Source organism: Marinococcus halotolerans DSM 16375 (genome assembly GCF_000420725.1).
In the GTDB taxonomy this organism is placed as follows: domain Bacteria; phylum Bacillota; class Bacilli; order Bacillales; family Marinococcaceae; genus Marinococcus; species Marinococcus halotolerans.
The window spans coordinates 183,938-204,700 of sequence record NZ_ATVM01000003.1; the positions used below are offsets into that span (position 1 = coordinate 183,938).

The window sequence follows — 20,763 nt, forward strand, 5'->3', positions numbered from 1 at the left end:
TCACCGTTCTTATGTTAAAATAACCAAAGAGCTTACAGACGCAGATGTATAAGAGAAAGAGGTTGATATAGTATGCGACAACAATTTTTATTCAGTCCCACACTCCGGGATGTGCCGCAGGGAGCGGATATTGCGAGCCACCAGCTGATGCTCCGGGCCGGTCTGATCCGCCAGAGTGCAGCCGGGGTCTATTCCTACCTTCCGCTCGGCCATAAGGTGCTCCGTAAAATCGAAAGCATCGTCCGCGAGGAAATGGATGCGGCAAACGGCCAGGAAGTACTGCTCCCAGCCATGCAGCCGGCAGAGGTATGGCAGGCATCGGGCCGCTATGACAATTACGGACCGGCGCTGATGCGCTTTAAAGACCGCCATCAGCGGGATTTTGTCCTCGGTCCGACGCATGAGGAAAATATTGCCGCTCTCGTAAAGGATGAAATGAATACATACAAACGCATGCCTGCGATTTTGTACCAGATTCAGACCAAGTACCGCGACGAAGCGCGGCCGCGCTTTGGGGTGCTTCGCGCGCGCGAATTCATTATGAAGGACGCGTATTCGTTTGATACGTCCTACGAGGCGCAGAACGAAAGCTACTGGGCGATGTACCGCGCCTATGAGCGGATTTTCAGCCGTCTGGGACTGGACTACCGGGCAGTGCAGGCCGATGCCGGAGCAATGGGCGGACAGGGTGAAACCCATGAATTCACCGTGCTTTCCGACGTCGGGGAGGATACAATCGTGTATTCCGACGAAAGCGATTTTGCAGCCAACATCGAAATAGCTGCTATACCGGATAACGTGTCAAAACCGGAGCCGGTCGCAGAAGAAATGGCCATGGTCGATACGCCGGAGGAGCGCACGATTGAAGAAGTTGCTGCCAAGCTCGGGATCAAGCGTGAAGAGTGCCTGAAGACCGTCGCATTTGACGCAGACGGCCGCCTGGTGGCTGTACTTATGCGCGGCGATCATGATGTCAACGAAGTGAAGGTAGCAAACGCCGTCGGCGCTGAAGTGCTTGAGCCCGCGTCCGCCGAGCGGATTGAAGAGGTGTTTGGAGCAGAGCCCGGCTTTATCGGTCCTTTCGGTCTGCCTGAAGACGTGGAGGTGCTTGCCGATTACGCGGTCCGCGGTATGGCGGGAGCCGTATGCGGAGCCAACGAAAACGGCCGGCACTACCAGCACGCGGTGCCGGAAAGGGACTTCCCGGTGAGGCAGTACGCAGATCTGCGTTTCATCCAGGAGGGCGAACCGTCCCCGGACGGCAAGGGCACGGTCCGTTTCGCCAAGGGTATTGAGGTCGGGCACGTGTTTAAGCTTGGCACGAAATACAGCGAAGCGCTCGGGGCAACGTTTTTGGATGAAAACGGCAAAGCTCGCCCGATCATTATGGGCAGCTACGGCGTCGGCGTGAGCCGGACGATTGCGGCCGTCATTGAGCAGAACCATGATGAGAGCGGCATCTGCTGGCCGAAAGCAGCCACCCCGTTTGATCTGCATCTGCTCGTGCTCAATCCGAAGCAGGACGAGCAGCAGCAGCTTGGGGGCGAGCTGTATGAGAGCCTGCAGAAAAGCGGATGGTCCGTGCTGCTCGATGACCGGAAGGAGCGGCCGGGCGTGAAGTTTAAGGACGCGGATCTCTATGGCCTGCCTGTGCGTATCTCCTGCGGGAAAAAAGCAGGGGAGCAGATCGTGGAAGTAAAAGCCCGCACAGCTGAAGAAAACGTGGAGGTCGCTGTCAGTGAGCTTCCGCAGTATTTAGAGAAGCTGTGGGCTGAAATCCATTAACCCTTTCTGGTGTCTCCAGGAGGGGTTTCCCTCTTCCCTGAGCCTGCCGAAAAAGAATTTTTTTGATAAAATGAATGATAAAAGAACGAAGAAGTGAGGCGAGAAACGTGCAGACCGACCGTCACATCCAGCAGGAACGTTTTGAGTTGCTACTTGAACAGATTGGCATGCCGGAAGAAGAAACCAACCGTTATTTTACCGAAGGCCGCCTCGAAAAGCTTGTTATTCATAAAGAACAGAAGCAGTGGCATTTTCACCTGACGCTTGCAGCGCCGCTGCCGTTTACAGTCTACGCGCTGCTGAAGGAAAAGCTGCAGTCCGCGTTTGAAAGCATTGCTGACATTGATTTTACGCTTCATTACGAAGAAGGCACGACCGTGCCGGTGGACGCCATCCCGGACTACTGGCCGCTGATTATGCAGAAGCTTGAAAGCTATGATCCCCACCTGCGTATGAGGCTGAACGGGGGATCGCCTTTTTTACGGGAGGGCGAGCTGATTTTCCCGTGTAAAAGCGATATTGAAATGAATTCGCTCGGGCCAAAGCTGCAGCAGGCAATGAACGATGTGCTGCCGCTGTTCGGGCTGCCGGCTGCCACGTTTACGATGGAAGCCAAAACGAGCGACGAAGAAAAGGAACAGTTCGAAGAAAAGAAAAAGCAGGAAGAGCACTCCAAAGTGATTGAAGCGATGATGGAGCGAAAGAAAAAGGAATCCGAAGCCGATTCCAAGCGTGCGTCCCAGTCGATTCAGATCGGCTACCCGATCAAGGACGAAGCAGTGCCGCTGAAGGATATCCGTGAGGAAGAGCGCCGCATTACAGTGGAGGGCTACATTTTCGAAGCGGAAACGAAAGAGCTCCGCAGCGGCCGGACGCTGTTAACGTTTAAAATTACCGACTATACCGATTCGATAATGATCAAAATGTTCTCCAAGGATAAAGAACAGGTGCCGCTGCTTGAAGCCGTGCAAAAAGGCATCTGGGTAAAAGCCCGGGGCGGTGTGCAGGACGATACGTTCGTCCGGGACCTGGTTATGATCGCCAACGACGTGATCCAGGTGCAGGGAGCGTCCAAAACCGATGACGCCGAAGAAAAGCGCGTCGAGCTGCACGCGCACACGAATATGAGTCAGATGGATGCAACCGTTTCTGCCGGGGAATACGTGGCCCGTGCAGCCGAATGGGGCCATCCGGCGGTCACTATCACAGACCACGGTGTTGTCCAGTCGTTTCCGGAAGCCTACAATGCCGGCAAAAAGCACGACATTAAAGTGCTGTACGGCATGGAGGCGAACCTTGTGGATGACGGCGTTCCGATCGCATACAACGAGGCGGACGTGGATCTTGAAACAGGAACCTATGTCGTTTTTGACGTGGAGACAACCGGCCTGTCGGTCGTGTACGACTCCATCATCGAGCTCGCAGCGGTGAAGGTAAAAGACGGCGAGATAATTGACCGGTTTGAACGCTTTTCAAACCCGCATGAAAAACTGACCGACACCATTATTAACCTGACCGGCATCACGGATGACATGCTCGTCGATGCGCCGGAAATTGAGCCGGTGCTTGAAGACTTCTACGCCTTTTCCAAAGACTCGGTGCTTGTCGCCCATAACGCAAGCTTTGACATGGGCTTTCTCCGGGAGGGCTATAAAAAAATCGGTAAAACGGCAGACATGCCGGTAATTGATACGCTCGAATTCGGCCGCTTTTTGTATCCGAATTTAAAAAACCACCGGCTGAATACGCTCTGTAAAACGTTTGATATTGAACTCGTGAGCCATCACCGGGCAATTTACGATGCGGAAGCGACCGGATACCTGCTGTGGAAAATGATGAAGGATGCGCTCGCCCAGGACATTACGAACCATAAACAGCTCAATGACAACATGGGCCAGTCCGGCTTTCACCGCCTGCGTCCGTCACACTGCACGCTGATCGCCCAGACGCAGGAAGGGCTGAAAAACCTTTATCACCTCGTCACGCTTTCTCATCTGGAATATTTTTTCCGGACACCGAGAATTCCGCGTTCGAAGCTGCAGAAGTACCGCGAAGGCATACTCGTCGGCTCGGCGTGTGACAAGGGCGAAGTATTTGAAACGATGATGCAGAAGTCGGAGGACGAAGCGAAAAAAGCCGCTGAATTTTACGACTACCTCGAGGTGCAGCCGCCGGAAAACTACGCGCACCTTGTGGAAAAAGAGCTTCTGAAAAGCTACGATGACGTTAAGGATGTGATTCAGAAAATCATCCGTACCGGGGACGAACTGAACCTGCCGGTCGTTGCTACCGGTAATGCCCACTACATGGATGAGCACGACTACAGCTACCGGCAGATTCTGATTGCGTCGCAGGGCGGGGCGAATCCGCTGAACAACCAGACGCTTCCGCAGGTGCACTTTCGAACCACCGGGGAAATGCTCTCCTGCTTCGATTTTCTGGACGACCGCACCGCAGAAAAGATTGTGGTGGAAAACACCCAGGCGATCGCAGATCAGGTGGAAACGATTCATCCGGTGCCAAGCGACCTGTATACGCCAAACATCGAAGGCTCGGATAAAGAAATACGGGAAATGTGCTACCGCCGGGCGGAGAGCATTTACGGCTCGCCCATACCGGAGCTCGTGAAAACCAGGCTCGATAAAGAGCTCGACAGCATTATCGGCAACGGCTTTGACGTTATCTATCTGATTTCGCAGAAGCTCGTGAAAAAATCCCTCGAGGACGGCTATCTTGTCGGCTCCCGGGGCTCGGTCGGCTCGTCATTTGTTGCCACGATGACAGAAATTACCGAGGTGAATCCGCTGCCGCCGCATTACGTTTGTCCGGAATGCAAGCAGTCGACGTTTTTTGATGACGGCTCGGTCGGCTCCGGCTTTGACCTCCCGGACAAGCTGTGCGACAGCTGCGGTGTGGACATGATTAAAGACGGCCACGATATCCCGTTTGAAACGTTTCTCGGATTTAAAGGCGATAAAGTACCCGATATTGACCTGAACTTCTCCGGCGACTACCAGCCGCGGGCCCACAATTACACGAAAGAACTGTTCGGCGAGGAAAAAGTGTACCGGGCAGGAACGATCGGCACCGTGGCGGACAAAACGGCGTATGGATTTGTGAAGGGCTATCAGAGCGACCACGAGCTGCACCTGCGCGGAGCGGAAATCGACCGGCTCGTCAGCGGATGCACGGGCGTTAAACGGACAACCGGCCAGCACCCGGGCGGCATTATCGTCGTGCCGGATGAATACGACATTCACGATTTCTGCCCGATTCAGTTTCCGGCAGATGACAAAACGTCGGAATGGAAAACGACGCACTTTGACTTTCATTCCATCCACGACAACCTGCTGAAGCTTGATATTCTCGGCCACGATGATCCGACAGTTATACGCATGCTGCAGGATTTAAGCGGCATCGACCCGCAGACGATTCCGACCGATGACGAGGAAGTCATGAAAATCTTCGGCGGCCCGGAAGTGCTCGGCGTGACACCGGAGCAGATTAACTGTAAAACGGGGACGTACGGCATTCCGGAGTTCGGCACCCGGTTTGTGCGCCAGATGCTTGAAGACACGAAGCCGTCGACCTTTTCCGAGCTGGTTCAGATTTCGGGGCTTTCCCACGGCGCGGACGTCTGGGTTGGAAACGCCCAGGAGCTGATCCAGAACGGCACGTGTGAACTGAAGGACGTGATCGGCTGCCGGGACGACATTATGGTGTATTTGATCTACAAAGGCATCGAGCATTCGCTCGCCTTTAAAATCATGGAATTTGTCCGCAAGGGACGCGGCCTCGACCCGGAATGGATTGAGGAAATGAAAAATCACGGCGTGCCGGAGTGGTACATCCAGTCGTGCCTGAAAATTAAATACATGTTCCCGAAAGCACACGCCACCGCCTACGTGCTGATGGCAGTCCGGATTGCTTACTTTAAAGTGCACCATCCGATCCTGTTTTATGCAGCGTACTTTACAGTCCGCGCAGACGACTTTGACCTGCCGACCATGATCAACGGAAGCACCTCGATCCGCGCGAAGCTGGATGAAATTCAGGCGAAGGGCTTTGACGCCTCTCCGAAGGAAAAAAGCCTGGTGACCGTGCTTGAGCTTGCGCTTGAAATGACCGAGCGGGGCTACCGTTTCCAAAAGGTGGATCTGTACCGCTCGGAGGCGAGCGAATTTGTCGTCGACGGCGACCAGCTGATTCCGCCGTTTAACGCTCTGGAAGGCGTAGGAACGAACGCAGCGGTTAATATTGTGAAAGCGCGCGCCAACGGGGAGTTTTTATCCAAGGAAGACCTGCAGCAGCGCAGCAAGGCAACCAAAACAGTGATCGAGCACCTCGACCTGCACGGATGCCTCGACGGCCTGCCGGATACGAACCAACTTTCTCTGTTCTAACCACCAGCCAGACTTGCGAAAATGCACAAATCGTGCTATGATAATGGGCAGTGAGAGGTATATCGAGACGGCGAAAGAGTGGGTATCTACCCACTCTTTCATTTATGGTTGAAGCTTTCTGCATAAAATAAACTATATACTATCATTGGAAGAAATGAAGATGATGACAAAGCAGCAGGGAGGTACGTAATGAAAGAAAGTATTAAAGACATCGCAGCACGTCTGGCGCGGCCGATTGCTGAAGAACTGGATCTGGAACTTGTGGATACGGAATATAAAAAAGAAGGAAAAAATTGGTACCTGCGAGTATTTGTGGACAGCCCCTCCGGTGTGCATCTGGAAGACTGCGGACGGGTGAGCGAACGGCTGAGTGAACAGCTCGACGAAATGGACCCTGTCCAGGAGGCTTATTATCTGGAAGTGTCTTCGCCCGGCGCGGAGCGTCCGCTTAACAACGAAGCGGATATACGCCGTTCAGTCGGAAAAAACGTGTACGTGACCACGTATGAACCCGTTGAAGGAGAAAAAGCGTTCGAAGGAAAGCTGAGTGACTTCAAAGACGGTGAGCTTTTGATTACCACCAAACAGAAGCAGAGGGAACGCACGGTGCATATACCGTACAGCAAAGTAGCTAAAGCAAGGCTCGCCATCATTTTTTAACGGTGCGGCGGGCATCGAGAAAAAGGAGGATCTGAATTCCATGAATGCAGACTTTATGGAAGCATTGGACGTACTGGAAAATGACAAGGGAATCGATAAGGAAATAGTGCTCGAAGCCATCGAGGCCGCGTTGATTTCGGCCTATAAGCGAAACTTCAACCAGGCGCAGAACGTCCGGGTGGACGTCAACCGTGATACCGGATCGATTCACGTATTTGCCCGCAAGGAAGTGGTCGAAGAGGTATTCGATCCGCGGCTTGAAATCTCTCAGGAGGAAGCCCAGGCCATCAGCCCGTCGTACGAGCTTGACGACGTTGTAGAAATGGAAGTGACCCCGAAAAACTTCGGGCGCATCGCTGCCCAGACAGCCAAGCAGGTCGTGACCCAGCGCGTGCGCGAGGCCGAGCGCGGCATTATCTATTCCGATTTTATCGACCGCGAAGAGGATATTATGACCGGCATCGTGCAGCGTCAGGACCACCGCTTTATTTACGTGGACCTCGGGAAAGTAGAGGCGCTGCTGCCGCAGAGCGAACAGATGCAAAATGAAACGTACAACCATAATGACCGCCTGAAAGCGTACATCACCAAAGTGGAAAAAACGACCAAGGGACCGCAGATTGTTATTTCCCGTACGCACCCGGGGCTTTTGAAGCGGCTGTTTGAGCTTGAAGTGCCGGAAATTTATGACGGCACGGTGGAAATTATTTCAGTGGCACGGGAAGCGGGCGACCGCTCGAAAATTTCGGTGTATGCTGACGATCCGGAAGTGGACCCGGTCGGCTCCTGCGTCGGCCCGAACGGTCAGCGCGTCCAGACGATCGTAAAAGAGCTGAAGGGTGAAAAAATCGACATCGTGCAGTGGTCGGATAATCCGGTGGAGTACGTCGCCAACTCGTTGAGCCCGGCGAAAGCCCTCGATGTTCAGGTGAATGAAGAGGAAAAAAGCACGCTTGTCGTGGTGCCGGACTACCAGCTTTCCCTTGCTATCGGCAAGCGCGGACAGAACGCCCGCCTGGCCGCCAAGCTCACTGGCTGGAAGATCGATATTAAAAGTGAAACAGAAGCCGAAGATCTCGGTATCTTCTCGCCGGAGGATGCAGAAGAGATCCCGGTGACAAGCACAAGCATTGATTTAGACACAGAAGATTTGTAAAAATGAGGGTGAACGGCTATGGTTAAAAAAATTCCCATGAGAAAATGTATTATTACTGGAGAAGAAAAGCCCAAGAAAGAGTTGGTGCGAGTCGTTCGGGACCCGGAGAACACCGTTTTTGTCGACCGCTCCGGCAAAAAGAACGGCCGGGGCGCTTATTTGACAGACAGTGAGGATGTGTTTTTACAGGCGAAGGCAAAGGATTCGCTGAGCCGTCATCTGAAGGTGAAGGTCTCAGGCGAAGACTATGACCGTCTCATAGAAGAGCGCAGAGGCGCGAGTCATGAACGATAAAGCATTGTCCTTTCTCGGCCTTGCCGCGCGGGCAGGAGAGCTGAAAAGCGGCGATGACACCGTTCTTAAAACCGTGCAGACAAAACAAGCACAGCTGGTCATCGTCGCCGGGGATGCTTCTGCCAATACGATTAAAAAGTTCACGGATAAAACAAGCTTTTATTCATGTCCTTTTCGGGTTGCCGGCACGAAAGCCGGTCTCGGCGCGGCGATTGGAAAAGAATCAAGAACCATTTTAGCCGTCACTGAACGCGGCTTTGCCAACAAGCTGATAAAACTGATAGATGAAGAAATAAATTAAGAAGGACGTGTAGATGGACGAAAAACGAACAATATCCAGAAACGATATCTTTGGAAGGAAAGTGATGTCACTATGAGTAAAGTGAGAAGCAATAAAACAAGAAATACCCAGGGAAACAGAGGTCCGAGCAAGAAAAAGACCACCCAGAAACGCCCGGGCGGCGGCCGTAAAGAGCAGCAGGCCACACCGGAAAAAATCACGTTTGCCGGCAGTCTTTCCGTCGGGGAACTGGCAGAAAAGCTGAATAAGGAAAGCTCTGAAATCATTAAAAAATTAATGAATCTCGGCGTAATGGCGACCATCAACGAAACGCTCGAGGCAGAAACCATTGAACTGATCGCCACGGATTACGGCGTAGCGGTGGAGCAGGAAGAAGTGGTGGATGAACTTGATATTGATAACTATGTCGAGCAGGACGATCCTGCAAAGCTGCAGGATCGCCCGCCGGTAGTAACGATTATGGGACACGTCGACCACGGAAAAACGACGCTTCTCGACTCTATCCGCCATACGAAGGTAACCTCCGGGGAGGCCGGCGGTATTACCCAGCACATCGGCGCCTATCAGGTGGAAGAAAACAACAAGCTGATTACCTTCCTCGATACGCCCGGACACGCAGCGTTTACGACTATGCGTGCGCGCGGTGCCGAAGTCACCGATATTACGGTTCTGGTTGTTGCGGCTGACGACGGTGTCATGCCGCAGACAAGAGAAGCCATCAACCACGCCAAGGCGGCCGAAGTGCCAATTATTGTCGCGGTAAACAAAATGGACAAGGAAGGCGCAAACCCGGACCGGGTGATGCAGGAGCTGATGGAATTTCAGTTAGTGCCGGAAGCGTACGGCGGGGAGACGATCTTTGTAAATCTTTCTGCGATTAACGGGGAAGGCATTGATGAACTGCTCGAAATGATTCTGCTCGTTGCTGAAGTAGAAGACTTTAAAGCGAATCCGGACAAGCGGGCTCGCGGAAGCGTCGTAGAGGCAGAGCTTGATAAAGGGCGCGGCCCGGTTGCGACTCTGCTCGTTCAAAACGGTACGCTGCATGTTGGCGAGCCGATTGTAGTCGGCAACGCCTTTGGCCGGATCCGGGCAATGGTGGATGATCTTGGCCGCCAGGTGAAAAGCGCTGGACCATCCAAGCCAGTGGAAATTATCGGTCTGAACGATGTGCCGCAGGCAGGCGATCCGTTTGTTGTCTTTGAAGAAGAGAAAAAAGCCCGCCAGATTGCCGATGCGCGTAAAAGCCGGGCAAAGGACGCAGAGCGCGCCCAAACCTCGAAGATCAACCTTGATGATCTGTTCAGCCAGATTCAGGAAAACGACATGAAAGAAATCAATGTGATCGTGAAAGCGGACGTTCAGGGCTCGGTCGAAGCGCTTCGCGGATCGCTTGAAAAAATAGAAGTAGAAGGCTGCAAAATCAATATCGTACACGCCGGCGCCGGCGCAATTGCAGAATCAGACGTTATCCTTGCTTCGGCCTCCAACGCCATCATTATCGGCTTTAATGTCCGTCCGGACGTAAACGCCAAGCGTACGGCCGATGCAGAAAATGTGGATCTTCGTCTCCACCAGGTTATCTACAATGCGATTGAAGAAATTGAAACAGCCATGAAAGGCATGCTCGACCCAATCTACGAAGAGCGCGTGCTCGGACAGGTGGAAGTGCGTCAGCTGTTTAAAGTCTCCCGCGTTGGTACAATTGCCGGAAGCTATGTGCTCGAAGGAAAAATCACCCGGGACTCCAAAGTCCGCGTCGTGCGCGACGGTGTCGTGATTTTCGACGGCGGCATTAAGGACCTGAAGCGTTATAAAGACGACGCGAAGGAAGTTGCAGCCGGCTATGAGTGCGGGGTGACCCTCGAAAACTTTAATGACCTTAAAGAAGGCGACATTATGGAGCCGTATATCATGGAGGAAGTTAAACGCACATGATCGGCGTGGTCCATGTAGAGTGCATGCTTTATGAAGCGAGTCACTTAAAGCAGAAACGGGCGGTGCTTCAGAGCGTGAAAACAAAGCTGAAGCAGCGCAATCTCTCCGTGGCGGAAACGGATTACCAGGAGCTTTGGCAGCGGGCAGCTCTTTCGATTGTCACCGTGCATAACGAAAAGGCCGGGGCAGAAAAAGAGCTGCAGCGTGCCATTCATATGATTGAAAGTTATACGGAATGGGAAATAACCTCCGTACACTATGAATGGTTATAGGAGGAACAGTAATGGCTAATATACGTGCTCAGCGTGTAGGAGAGCAGATTAAAAAAGAAGTGTCGGATATTTTTGCGCGCGGAATCAAAGATCCGCGGGTGCAGTTTGTGACGGTGACTGATGTAGAGGTGACCGGTGATCTGCAGCAGGCAACGATTTTTATAACGGTTCTCGGAGAAGAAAAAGACAAAGAGGAAGCGTTCCAGGGCCTCGAAAAAGCCCGGGGGTTCATCCGCAGTGAAATCGGAAAACGAATCCAGCTTCGTAAAACGCCGGAAATCTTTTTTTCCTTCGATGAATCGATCGAATACGGCAACCGCATTGAATCACTTCTGCGCGATTTAAATGAGCGGGAGAAGTAGAAGAAAGAAGCTGTTTTAAAGTTGGAAAAGCTGTTGCTGACTTTGAAACAGCTTTTCCTATGTATATGAATTCTGAAACGGAAGTGAGCGAAACAGCCCTATGATTGATGGAATCATTCCTTTGTGGAAAGAAGCTGGGGTCACGTCCCATGATTGTGTAGTGCGTGCACGCCGGCTGCTGAAAACAAAAAAAGTCGGCCATTCCGGCACGCTTGATCCGTCGGTGACCGGAGTGCTCCCGCTTTGTGTCGGAAAAGCCACTAAAGCGGTGGATTACCTGCACGAAGCCCCAAAAGCGTATGAAGGAATCATCACTCTCGGGAAAACTACGACGACCGAAGACGCCGACGGGGAAACAGTGACGGCCCTTCCGGTGGAAAAAGCTCCGGCAAAGCAGAGCATCGAAGAAGCGCTTAAAGCGCTGACCGGGACGGTGACCCAGGTGCCGCCCATGTATTCAGCCGTCAAAGTCCGGGGGCGCAAGCTGTATGAGTACGCCCGGGAAGGCATAGAGGTCGAGCGCCCCGTGCGCGAAGCCCACATTTATGATTTCCGGCTGCTTGAAATGGACGAGGCTCCGCAGGGCGGAGAATTTTCCTTTAAAGTGCATGTGAGCTGCAGCAAAGGAACCTACGTGCGCACCCTGGCCGTTGACGCCGGGGAAAAGCTCGGTTATCCAGCACACCTGCAGCAGCTCGTCCGGACGGCGTCCGGCGGGTTTGGGCCCGGGAACAGCTCCACATGGGAGGAGCTCGAATCCCTGCTTGCCAAAGACCGTCTCGCAGACGCCGTGTACCCGGTGGACTGGGCGGTGGCTCACCTTCCGGCCATCACAGTGTCGGAGAAAACAGCAGAGCAGATCAGTCACGGGCGCGTGCTGCCGGCGGAATGGTTTCAGGAGCAGACGATGGCAGTAAAGGCAGAGAGCGGAAAGCCGCTCGCCGTATATACGGCGCATCCGGATAAGCCCGGCATTTTTAAACCAAAAACAATGCTTCTTTGATAGCGTGAATGAAAGAATATCGGCAGGTGAAAATAATGGAAGTTCATCATCTTGTACATCCGCATACGTTAACAGCGTCGCTCTCAAAGCCGAAAGTGATGGCGCTGGGCTACTTTGACGGGGTCCACCGCGGCCACGCCGAAGTGATTGAAAAGGCCCGGCAGACAGCAGAGGACATGAAACTGCCGCTCGCTGTTATGACCTTCCATCCGCATCCGAAGGTGGTACTCTCGAAGCAGACGGAAGAAGATATGTTTTATTTAACCCCGCTGCAGGAAAAGCAGCGCGTGCTCGAATCACTCGGGGTGGAAGAACTGTACATTGTGCGGTTTGACCAGGAATTTGCGTCTCTGGACCCTCAGGCTTTTGTGGATGCCTACATTATTGATCTAGGCGTAAAGCACGCGGTGGCCGGGTTTGATTTTTCTTACGGGAAATTCGGGCGCGGCACGATGGAGACGCTCCCGTATCATTCAAGGGACGCCTTTACATTTTCCACGGTCTCCCCGTATACCGAAGGCGGGGAGAAGGTGAGCTCCACCTGGATCCGCCGGATGGTGGAGGAGGGGGAAATGGCCAAAGCCGCCCGCCTGCTCGGACGCTGGTACACCTTTGAAGGCACTGTCGTTGAAGGAGAGAAGCGCGGACGGACGATCGGCTTTCCGACGGCCAACATTCAGTCTGAAGAGCCGTACCTGCTTCCAAACGACGGCGTGTACGCCGTGCGTGCGCTGATCGATGGCCACTGGCACCGCGGGATGTGCAATATCGGCTACAAGCCGACGTTTCACGACGAACGGGACGGCCCGCCGGAAATCGAAGTTCATCTATTTGATTTCAGCGGAGACATTTATGGTAAGACCGTCCGGATTGAGTGGCGGGACCGGCTGCGCGGGGAAGTGAAATTTCCTTCCCTCGATGCGCTTGTTTCCCAGCTGCATGAGGACAAGCGGTCTGCCGAGCAGGTGCTCGAGCAGGAAATCAGGGACTAAAACCTGTTTTCCCTTGCGTTTTTCCTGTGCAAAAGGTAAGATGGTTGATGTATGGAAACCACTTCTTGGCTTGCACGCGCCTCCTGCGGCTTGCGAGGAAATGGTTGAAACAAAATAACAAAAGGAGGTCGACTGAATGGCTTTAACACCAGAGCGTAAATCAGAGTTGATCGAAGAGTACAAAACACATGAAGGCGACACCGGTTCCCCGGAAGTGCAGATCGCTATTTTAACGGAGCAGATCGTTTCGTTGAACGAACACCTGCGTGAGCATAAAAAGGACCACCATTCCCGCCGCGGGCTTTTAAAAATGGTTGGTAAGCGCCGTAACCTGTTAACGTACGTTCGTAATCAGGATATCACGCGTTACCGCGACATCATTAATAAACTCGGCTTGCGCCGTTAAGAATTACTTGGGAAGCGGGAGGTATCTCCCGCTTTTTCTCTTACCTAAAAACAACCATGTGCATAACGTATGCGGCTGTGCGGTATGAAATGATCCCTTACGCACATCTCACAAGCTTAGCGCGTAAGCAGCGGCGCTTCCGCGCTAAGCTTGTGCGCACGAAAGGGGTTCCTGCCGCCAGCAGGCAGTGCCGGCGGGATGGAACATTTATACCCGGACAGGCAGACGTATACGTGAAAAAACGTATAGGAGGTCCTGAAATTTGGAACAAGAAAAGAAAACCTACTCAATTGAATGGGCGGGGCAGACGCTGACCGTCGAAACAGGCCACATCGCAAAACAGGCAAACGGAGCGGTCATGATCCGCTACGGAGACACCGTAGTGCTCTCCACCGTGACAGCTTCAAAGGAACCAAAGGATCTTCCGTTCTTCCCGCTTACGGTAAATTATGAAGAGCGGCTGTATGCGGCAGGGAAAATTCCCGGCGGCTTTATTAAGCGCGAAGGACGCCCGAGCGAAACGGCGGTTTTAACGAGCCGTCTGATTGACCGGCCGATCCGCCCGCTTTTCCCGGACGGCTTCCGTAACGACGTGCAGGTCATTAACATGGTGATGAGTGTGGATCAGTCCGCTTCTCCGGAAATTGCGGCCATGGTCGGCTCGTCGCTTGCTCTCTCCCTGTCGGACATTCCGTTTTACGGCCCGGTTTCGGGTGCGGTTATCGGACGGGTCGACGGCGAATTTGTTGTCAATCCTTCGGAATCCGAAGCAGCGAGAAGCGACATTGAACTGACGGTTGCCGGCACTAAAGACGCCATCAACATGGTGGAGGCCGGAGCGGACGAAGTGCCGGAGGAAACGATGCTGGAAGGCATTATGTTCGGCCACGAAGAAATCAAGCGCCTGGTGGAATTCCAGGAAGGAATCATCAGTGAGCTTGGCCAGGAGAAAATGGAAGTACAACTGTCCCAGACGGATAAAGACCTCGAAGAGACGATCCGCAGCCAGTTCCAGGACTCCGTGAAAGAAGCGGTAATGGTCAACGATAAAAAAGAACGCGACGTGGCCATCCAGGAACTGAAAACACAGATCTCCGAGCCGTATGAAGAAGAAGAGCAGCAGAGCGAAGTAAAAGATATCTTTGAAAAACTCGTCAAAGCGGAATTCCGCCGCCTGATCACGGAAGAGCACATCCGCCCGGACGGACGCGGGCCGGACGACATCCGCCAGCTGACGTCCGAGGTGGACATTCTGCCGCGCACGCACGGCTCCGGTCTGTTCACCCGCGGCCAGACGCAGGCGCTCAGCATCTGTACGCTCGGCGCTCTCGGAGAGGTACAGATCATCGACGGCCTCGGCACCGAAACATCGAAGCGGTTTTTGCACCACTATAACTTCCCGAACTTCAGTGTCGGGGAAACCGGCCCGATCCGCGGACCGGGCCGGCGGGAAATCGGCCACGGCGCTCTCGGCGAACGCGCCCTGGAAAAGGTCGTCCCATCCGAGGAGGAATTCCCGTACACGATCCGCCTGGTTTCCGAAGTGCTTGAATCCAACGGCTCGACCTCGCAGGCGAGCATCTGCGCGAGCACGCTTGCCATGATGGACGCCGGTGTTCCGATCAAATCACCGGTTGCCGGCATCGCCATGGGCCTTGTAAAAGAAGGCGACGATCTGGCCGTGTTAACTGACATTCAGGGCATGGAAGACGCCCTCGGCGACATGGACTTCAAAGTAGCCGGGACGGCAGACGGGGTCACAGCGCTTCAGATGGACATTAAACTGGCGGGTATCGACCGCGAAGTGCTCGAATTTGCTCTCAAACGGGCAAAGGTTGCACGCATGAAGGTACTCGAAAACATGCTCGCTACGATCAGCGAGACGCGCGGTGAGCTTTCCCCGTACGCACCAAAAATTATGTCCATGCACATCAAGCCGGATAAAATCCGTGATGTGATCGGCCCGAGCGGGAAAACGATCAATCAGATTATTGAGGATACCGGAGTGAAAATTGATATCGAGCAGGACGGCACAGTCTTTATTTCCTCGACCGAGCAGGACAAAAACGAGGAAGCGAAAAAAATCATTGAAGATTTAATTCGTGAAGTGGAGCCGGGCGAGACGTATTTAGGAAAGGTCAAACGCGTCGAGAAGTTTGGCGCCTTCGTGGAGCTGTTTAAAGGAAAAGAAGGCCTTGTCCACATTTCCCAGCTGAATCACGAGCGTGTAAACAAAGTGGAAGACGTCGTCTCTATCGGAGACGAAGTCATGGTCAAAGTAACAGAAATAGACAATCAGGGACGGATTAACCTGTCGAGAAAAGCGTTGCTTGCAAAAGAAAGCTCCGACACTTCTTCTCAGTAATCCAGCTATAGATCAGCAGGGACTTGGGTTTCCAGGTCCTTTTTTTTATAAAAAGAGAGAGAACAAAGAAGGAGGACCAAGCAGATGGCGGAAACGAAATATCTTCCAAACGGTGTACGGCTGGTCTCAGAGCAGATTCCGCACGTGCGCTCGGTGTCGCTCGGCCTGTGGATAGACGCAGGCTCGAGACAGGAGAGGGCAGATGAAAACGGAATGGCTCATTTTATTGAGCATATGCTTTTTAAAGGCACCTCCACACGGAGTGCAGCCGACATTGCCGGCTATTTTGACCGTATCGGCGGGGAAATGGAAGCTTTTACGGCGAAGGACACCACCTGCCTGCAGGCCACCGTGCTTGACGAACACGCACAACAGACGGCTGAAGTGTTTGCCGATATGTTCTTTCATTCCCGCTTTGACCCGGAGGATGTGGAAAAGGAACGTAATGTGATTTTAGAGGAAATCAGCATGGTGGAGGATACGCCGGATGACATCATTCATGATATGCTCTGGCAGGCTTCCTACGGCAGCCATCCGCTGGCCCGCCCGATTCTCGGCACGAAGGCGGTGCTCGGGGAGATAACACGGGAGCGTCTGCTCGATTTTTTCCATGATCATTACACGCCGGAGCGGCTTGTGATCTCGGCTGCCGGGAATGTAAGCGGGGAGCTGCTTGCCTGTCTTGAACGTTTGTTTGCCGGCTGGGGAGACGGGCGCCGGGCAGTGAACCGGGAGGAGCTAGCCGTGTTCGTGCCGGGTAGAGAAGTGAAACACCGGGAAACCGAACAGGCCCACCTGTGTCTCGGCTTCCCGGGCGTTTCGCGCTTTCATGAGCATTATTTTGCCGAAGTGCTCTGGAATAACCTGCTCGGCGGTTCGATGAGCAGCCGCCTTTTTCAGGAAATCCGGGAGGACCGGGGCCTGGCGTATTCCATTTTTTCTTCGTTTGAAGCCTTTGAACGTACTGGCTTTCATACAATTTACAGCGCAGCGGCGCCGGAGCGGGTCGAGGAGCTGCTCGAGACCATCGATGGGCTGTTTGAACGTTTATCCGCTGGAAATATCAAAGAAGCCGAGATTGAAAACCACCGGTCGCAGCTGAAATCCGCTTTTGTGCTGGGGCTGGAGTCGTCAGCGGCCCGTATGGCCCGGAACGCTAGAAACGAAATGCTGTTCGGGCGGCACCCGGGCATCGATGAAACCCTCGACAGGCTCAGCAGTGTGGAGCTCGGCCACGTCGAGGAGCGGGGAATTGCGATGATGCAGACGCCGCCGAGCGCCTCGCTCATTCAGCCAAACGGCCCTGTGCCGGAGCTATTGAAGAGAAACAGCTCCAATTTCAGCGTAAGCATCGAAGAATAAGCCAGAATTGACCTTTTCAGTGCTGACAAGTGTGGTAAAATAAAGCAAAGTTTGTTTTAATAAATGTGAAATGAATGAACCAGAAAGGGAGAATGAATATGTCTAACGAAACATATACTGTAGCGGTCGTAGGCGCAACCGGCGCTGTTGGCCAGCAGATGCTGAAAACTTTAGAAAATAAAAATTTCCCCGTTGGAGAGCTGAAGCTTTTATCCTCGAGCCGCTCCGCCGGTAAAAAAATGACGTTCAAGGGCCAGGAATATACGATTGAGGAAGCAACACCGGAATCGTTTGAAGGCGTGCAGATCGCCCTGTTTTCCGCCGGCGGATCCATATCCAAAGCGCTCGCCCCGGAAGCGGTTAAACGGGGTGCGATTGTCGTCGACAACACGAGCGCCTACCGGATGGACCCGGACACGCCGCTAGTTGTGCCGGAAGTGAATGAAGAAGACCTGCACAACCACAATGGCATTATCGCCAACCCGAACTGCTCGACGATCCAGATGGCGGTGGCGCTTGAGCCGATCCGCCAGAAATACGGGCTGAAAAAAGTGATCGTCTCCACGTATCAGGCCGTATCCGGTGCCGGGCTTGACGCGGTCGATGAAATGAACACCCAGTCGACGGCAGTGCTGAATGGTGAAGAAGCAGAAGCAAACCTTATGCCGGTCAGCGGCGATAAAAAGCACTACCAGATCGCTTTTAACGCGATTCCGCAGATCGACAAATTCCAGGACAACGGCTATACGTTTGAAGAAATGAAAATGATCAATGAAACGAAAAAAATTCTTCATATGGATGATCTTCCGGTGGCGGCTACGTGCGTACGTCTTCCAGTTGCCACGGGTCACTCGGAGTCGGTCTATATTGAAACAGAAACCGGAAATCCGGATGTCAAAGAGCTGCAGCAGACTCTGTCCGAAGGCGAAGGCATCACCCTCCAGGACGATCCGGACAATCAGGTGTACCCGATGGCTGTAAACAGCGTCGGCCTGCCGGATGTGTTTGTCGGCCGTATCCGCCGCGACCTTGACCGCGAAAACGCGTATCATTTCTGGGTCGTATCGGATAATCTCCTGAAAGGTGCCGCCTATAACTCGGTACAGATTGCCGAAAGCCTGATCCGCCTTAATCTGATCAAATAACCTGTGAGGGAGCCGGACCGATGAATATAATCGTTCAAAAATTTGGCGGTACGTCTGTAAAAACGAAGGAGCTGCGCGAGCAGGCCGCCGGCCATATCGAAGACGCGGTGCGTGAAGGCTATAAGGTGGTGGTCGTCGTTTCTGCCATGGGCCGAAGCGGCGATCCCTACGCCACCGATACCCTTCTCGGCCTGATTGATGAAAGCAAGCCGGGAGAGGGCGGAGCCGAACGCGACCTGCTGGTATCGTGCGGCGAAACCATATCCGCTGTAGTATTTACGGAGCTTCTGCGCTCGAAGCAGCTGAAGGCGGCTGCCTTAAACGGAGCGCAGGCCGGGTTTATTACCGACAGCAATCACGGCAATGCCAAAATCATTGATATGCGCACGGAAAAAGTGGAAGAGCTGCTTGCCACTCACGACGCTGTTGTCGTTACCGGCTTTCAGGGCGTGAGCGAGGACGGAATGGTTACCACGCTCGGACGCGGCGGCAGCGATACGTCGGCGACTGCGCTCGGTACGGCCTTAAAAGCGGAATGGGTGGACATTTTTACCGACGTTGAAGGCATGATGACGGCAGACCCCCGCGTGGTGGAAGATGCGAGGCTGCTTTCCACCGTCACCTATCAGGAGATCTGCAACATGGCGTACCAGGGGGCGAAGGTTATTCACCCCCGGGCGGTTGAAATTGCGATGCAGGGCAAAGTTCCCATCCGTATCCGGTCGACATCGACCAAAGAGCCGGGCACGCTGATTACGTCCATGCTCGGAGGCGCGCCGGGCCGCGAGGTGGCCGAACGCCTGATTACCGGCATCGCCCACATTCCGTCGCTCACCCAGATCAGCGTCGCGGCGGATCCGGAGCAAACCGAAAACATGCATGCGCGCGTGTTTCAGCGGATGGAAAGTCTCGGCCTGAGCGTGGACTTTATTAATATCGGGCCAGAAAGCGCCGTGTTCACGGTGCCGGACCCGCACGCAAAAGCAGCGGTAGATGCCCTGGAGGAAGACGGCTGGCGCATTTCGGCGGTGCCGCACTGTGCCAAAGTCAGCGTCGTCGGCGCCGGCATGACCGGCGTTCCGGGTGTTGCCTCTAAAATTGTTACCGCGCTGTCAGAAGCCGGGGTGCCGATTTTGCAGTCGGCGGACTCGCATACGACCATCTGGGCACTTGTGCATGAACAGGATACAGATAAAGCTGTCTCTGCCCTTCACCGCGTATTTGATCTCGGACGTGCCGGCGTACGTCCCCCATCTGTTTCCTAGTAAGCTGCAGAGGCTCATCACGACCCGCACCAATCCCCTGCAGATGAGAGAAAGGAGCCGACCTATGGCTTTTGGACAGTTACTTACAGCAATGGTTACACCTTTTCATGAAAATGGCGACATTCACTGGGAGCAAGTCGAGCAGCTGACCGAGCATTTGATTGCGACAAAAAGCGACGGCGTTGTGGTAGCCGGCACCACCGGAGAATCCCCTACGCTCAGCAGTGAAGAGAAGCTGCAGCTGTTCCGCCGGGTAAAAGACATTGCCGGCAGCCGGATGGATGTGATCGGCGGCGTCGGTACGAACAACACGGCGTACTCCGCCGACCTGGCGAACGAAGCGACAAAGATCGGAATTGACGGCCTGATGGCGGTGACTCCGTACTACAACAAGCCGAACCAGGAAGGCATGTATCAGCATTTTCAACGGATTGCCGCAGCGACGACGCTGCCCCTGATGATTTATAATATTCCAGGACGCTGCATTGTCAATCTGCTGCCGGAAACGCTGCTTAGACTTGCGGAGATTTCCAACATTACGTCGGTGAAAGAGGCGTGCGGAAACCTTGATCAGATTTCGCACTTTCTGTCTTCCGCGCCGAAGGATTTCCAGCTGTTCAGCGGTGATGATTCGCTGACGCTCCCGACGCTTTCGGTCGGAGGCCACGGCGTGGTATCTGTGGCGGCGCACATCGCCGGGGAGGATCTGCAGCAGATGATGACAGATTTCTTTTCCGGACATGTGCAGCGGGCGGCAGAAGCGCACCGGACGCTCCTTCCGAAGATGAGGGCCTGCTTTATGGCGCCGAATCCGTCCCCGGTCAAGGCGATGCTTGAACAGATGGGCATTACCGGCCGCTACACCCGGCTGCCGCTCGTGCCGCTGACGGATGCTGAAATCCGCCAGCTTGAGCAGTGGTTTACCGCCGCTTCCTGATGGTTAATTTTATCCAGACACCGACAGCCCTGCTGCCGGTGTCTAATTTTATATACATAGAAGAAGGAAGGAGAAAGCGCCGGCGCTAGGCTGTTCAAAATATTTGGGCACAATAGT

16 protein-coding genes and 1 pseudogene are annotated in these 20,763 nt (G+C 53.8%); all 17 read left to right on the forward strand.

The window, feature by feature from the left end; translation table 11 throughout:
* Positions 1-72 precede the first annotated feature (72 nt).
* Positions 73-1,785 (forward strand): proline--tRNA ligase, encoded by a 1,713-nt coding sequence (locus G548_RS0103715; protein ID WP_022792803.1) that lies wholly within the window; start codon positions 73-75, stop codon positions 1,783-1,785.
* 74 nt (positions 1,786-1,859) lie between these two features.
* On the forward strand, positions 1,860-6,188 hold the full coding sequence (locus G548_RS0103720; protein WP_051143832.1) for a PolC-type DNA polymerase III: 4,329 nt from the start codon (positions 1,860-1,862) through the stop codon (positions 6,186-6,188).
* Positions 6,189-6,377: 189 nt separating this feature from the next.
* A complete protein-coding gene (gene rimP / locus G548_RS0103725; protein WP_022792805.1) occupies positions 6,378-6,848 on the forward strand; it encodes a ribosome maturation factor RimP in 471 nt (156 codons plus the stop codon).
* Positions 6,849-6,888: 40 nt separating this feature from the next.
* Complete coding sequence (gene nusA / locus G548_RS0103730; protein ID WP_022792806.1) at positions 6,889-8,004, forward strand: transcription termination factor NusA; 1,116 nt, start codon at positions 6,889-6,891, stop codon at positions 8,002-8,004.
* Positions 8,005-8,022: 18 nt separating this feature from the next.
* Positions 8,023-8,298 (forward strand): RNase P modulator RnpM, encoded by a 276-nt coding sequence (rnpM, locus tag G548_RS0103735; RefSeq protein WP_022792807.1) that lies wholly within the window; start codon positions 8,023-8,025, stop codon positions 8,296-8,298.
* The gene (locus tag G548_RS0103740; protein WP_022792808.1) at positions 8,288-8,599 is read left to right on the forward strand and encodes a L7Ae/L30e/S12e/Gadd45 family ribosomal protein; all 312 of its coding nucleotides are present in this window, start codon (positions 8,288-8,290) and stop codon (positions 8,597-8,599) included. Before rnpM ends, G548_RS0103740 begins: the two co-directional genes overlap by 11 nt.
* 180 nt (positions 8,600-8,779) lie before the next feature.
* Positions 8,780-10,537: pseudogene (infB, locus tag G548_RS17275) on the forward strand (translation initiation factor IF-2); the annotation flags it as partial.
* Entirely contained in the window at positions 10,534-10,809 is a 276-nt protein-coding gene (locus tag G548_RS0103750; RefSeq protein ID WP_022792810.1) for a DUF503 domain-containing protein, read from the forward strand. The pseudogene infB and the gene G548_RS0103750, both read left to right, overlap by 4 nt.
* Positions 10,810-10,820: 11 nt before the next feature.
* Complete coding sequence (gene rbfA, locus G548_RS0103755) at positions 10,821-11,171, forward strand: 30S ribosome-binding factor RbfA (RefSeq protein ID WP_022792811.1); 351 nt, start codon at positions 10,821-10,823, stop codon at positions 11,169-11,171.
* A 100-nt stretch (positions 11,172-11,271) separates the two neighbouring features.
* On the forward strand, positions 11,272-12,174 hold the full coding sequence (truB, locus tag G548_RS0103760; RefSeq protein ID WP_022792812.1) for a tRNA pseudouridine(55) synthase TruB: 903 nt from the start codon (positions 11,272-11,274) through the stop codon (positions 12,172-12,174).
* 35 nt (positions 12,175-12,209) lie between these two features.
* On the forward strand, positions 12,210-13,166 hold the full coding sequence (locus G548_RS0103765; RefSeq protein ID WP_022792813.1) for a bifunctional riboflavin kinase/FAD synthetase: 957 nt from the start codon (positions 12,210-12,212) through the stop codon (positions 13,164-13,166).
* A gap of 136 nt (positions 13,167-13,302) precedes the next feature.
* The gene (gene rpsO, locus G548_RS0103770) at positions 13,303-13,572 is read left to right on the forward strand and encodes a 30S ribosomal protein S15 (RefSeq protein ID WP_022792814.1); all 270 of its coding nucleotides are present in this window, start codon (positions 13,303-13,305) and stop codon (positions 13,570-13,572) included.
* A 262-nt stretch (positions 13,573-13,834) separates the two neighbouring features.
* Complete coding sequence (locus G548_RS0103775; protein WP_022792815.1) at positions 13,835-15,937, forward strand: polyribonucleotide nucleotidyltransferase; 2,103 nt, start codon at positions 13,835-13,837, stop codon at positions 15,935-15,937.
* A gap of 84 nt (positions 15,938-16,021) precedes the next feature.
* Positions 16,022-17,299 (forward strand): M16 family metallopeptidase, encoded by a 1,278-nt coding sequence (locus tag G548_RS17280; protein WP_022792816.1) that lies wholly within the window; start codon positions 16,022-16,024, stop codon positions 17,297-17,299.
* Between the two features lie 98 nt (positions 17,300-17,397).
* A complete protein-coding gene (gene asd / locus G548_RS0103785; RefSeq protein ID WP_022792817.1) occupies positions 17,398-18,444 on the forward strand; it encodes an aspartate-semialdehyde dehydrogenase in 1,047 nt (348 codons plus the stop codon).
* Positions 18,445-18,464: 20 nt separating this feature from the next.
* Complete coding sequence (gene dapG / locus G548_RS0103790; RefSeq protein ID WP_022792818.1) at positions 18,465-19,709, forward strand: aspartate kinase; 1,245 nt, start codon at positions 18,465-18,467, stop codon at positions 19,707-19,709.
* Positions 19,710-19,773: 64 nt separating this feature from the next.
* Positions 19,774-20,646, forward strand: coding sequence for a 4-hydroxy-tetrahydrodipicolinate synthase (gene dapA / locus G548_RS0103795; protein WP_022792819.1), 873 nt, complete (start codon positions 19,774-19,776; stop codon positions 20,644-20,646).
* The last annotated feature ends 117 nt before the right edge of the window (positions 20,647-20,763 follow it).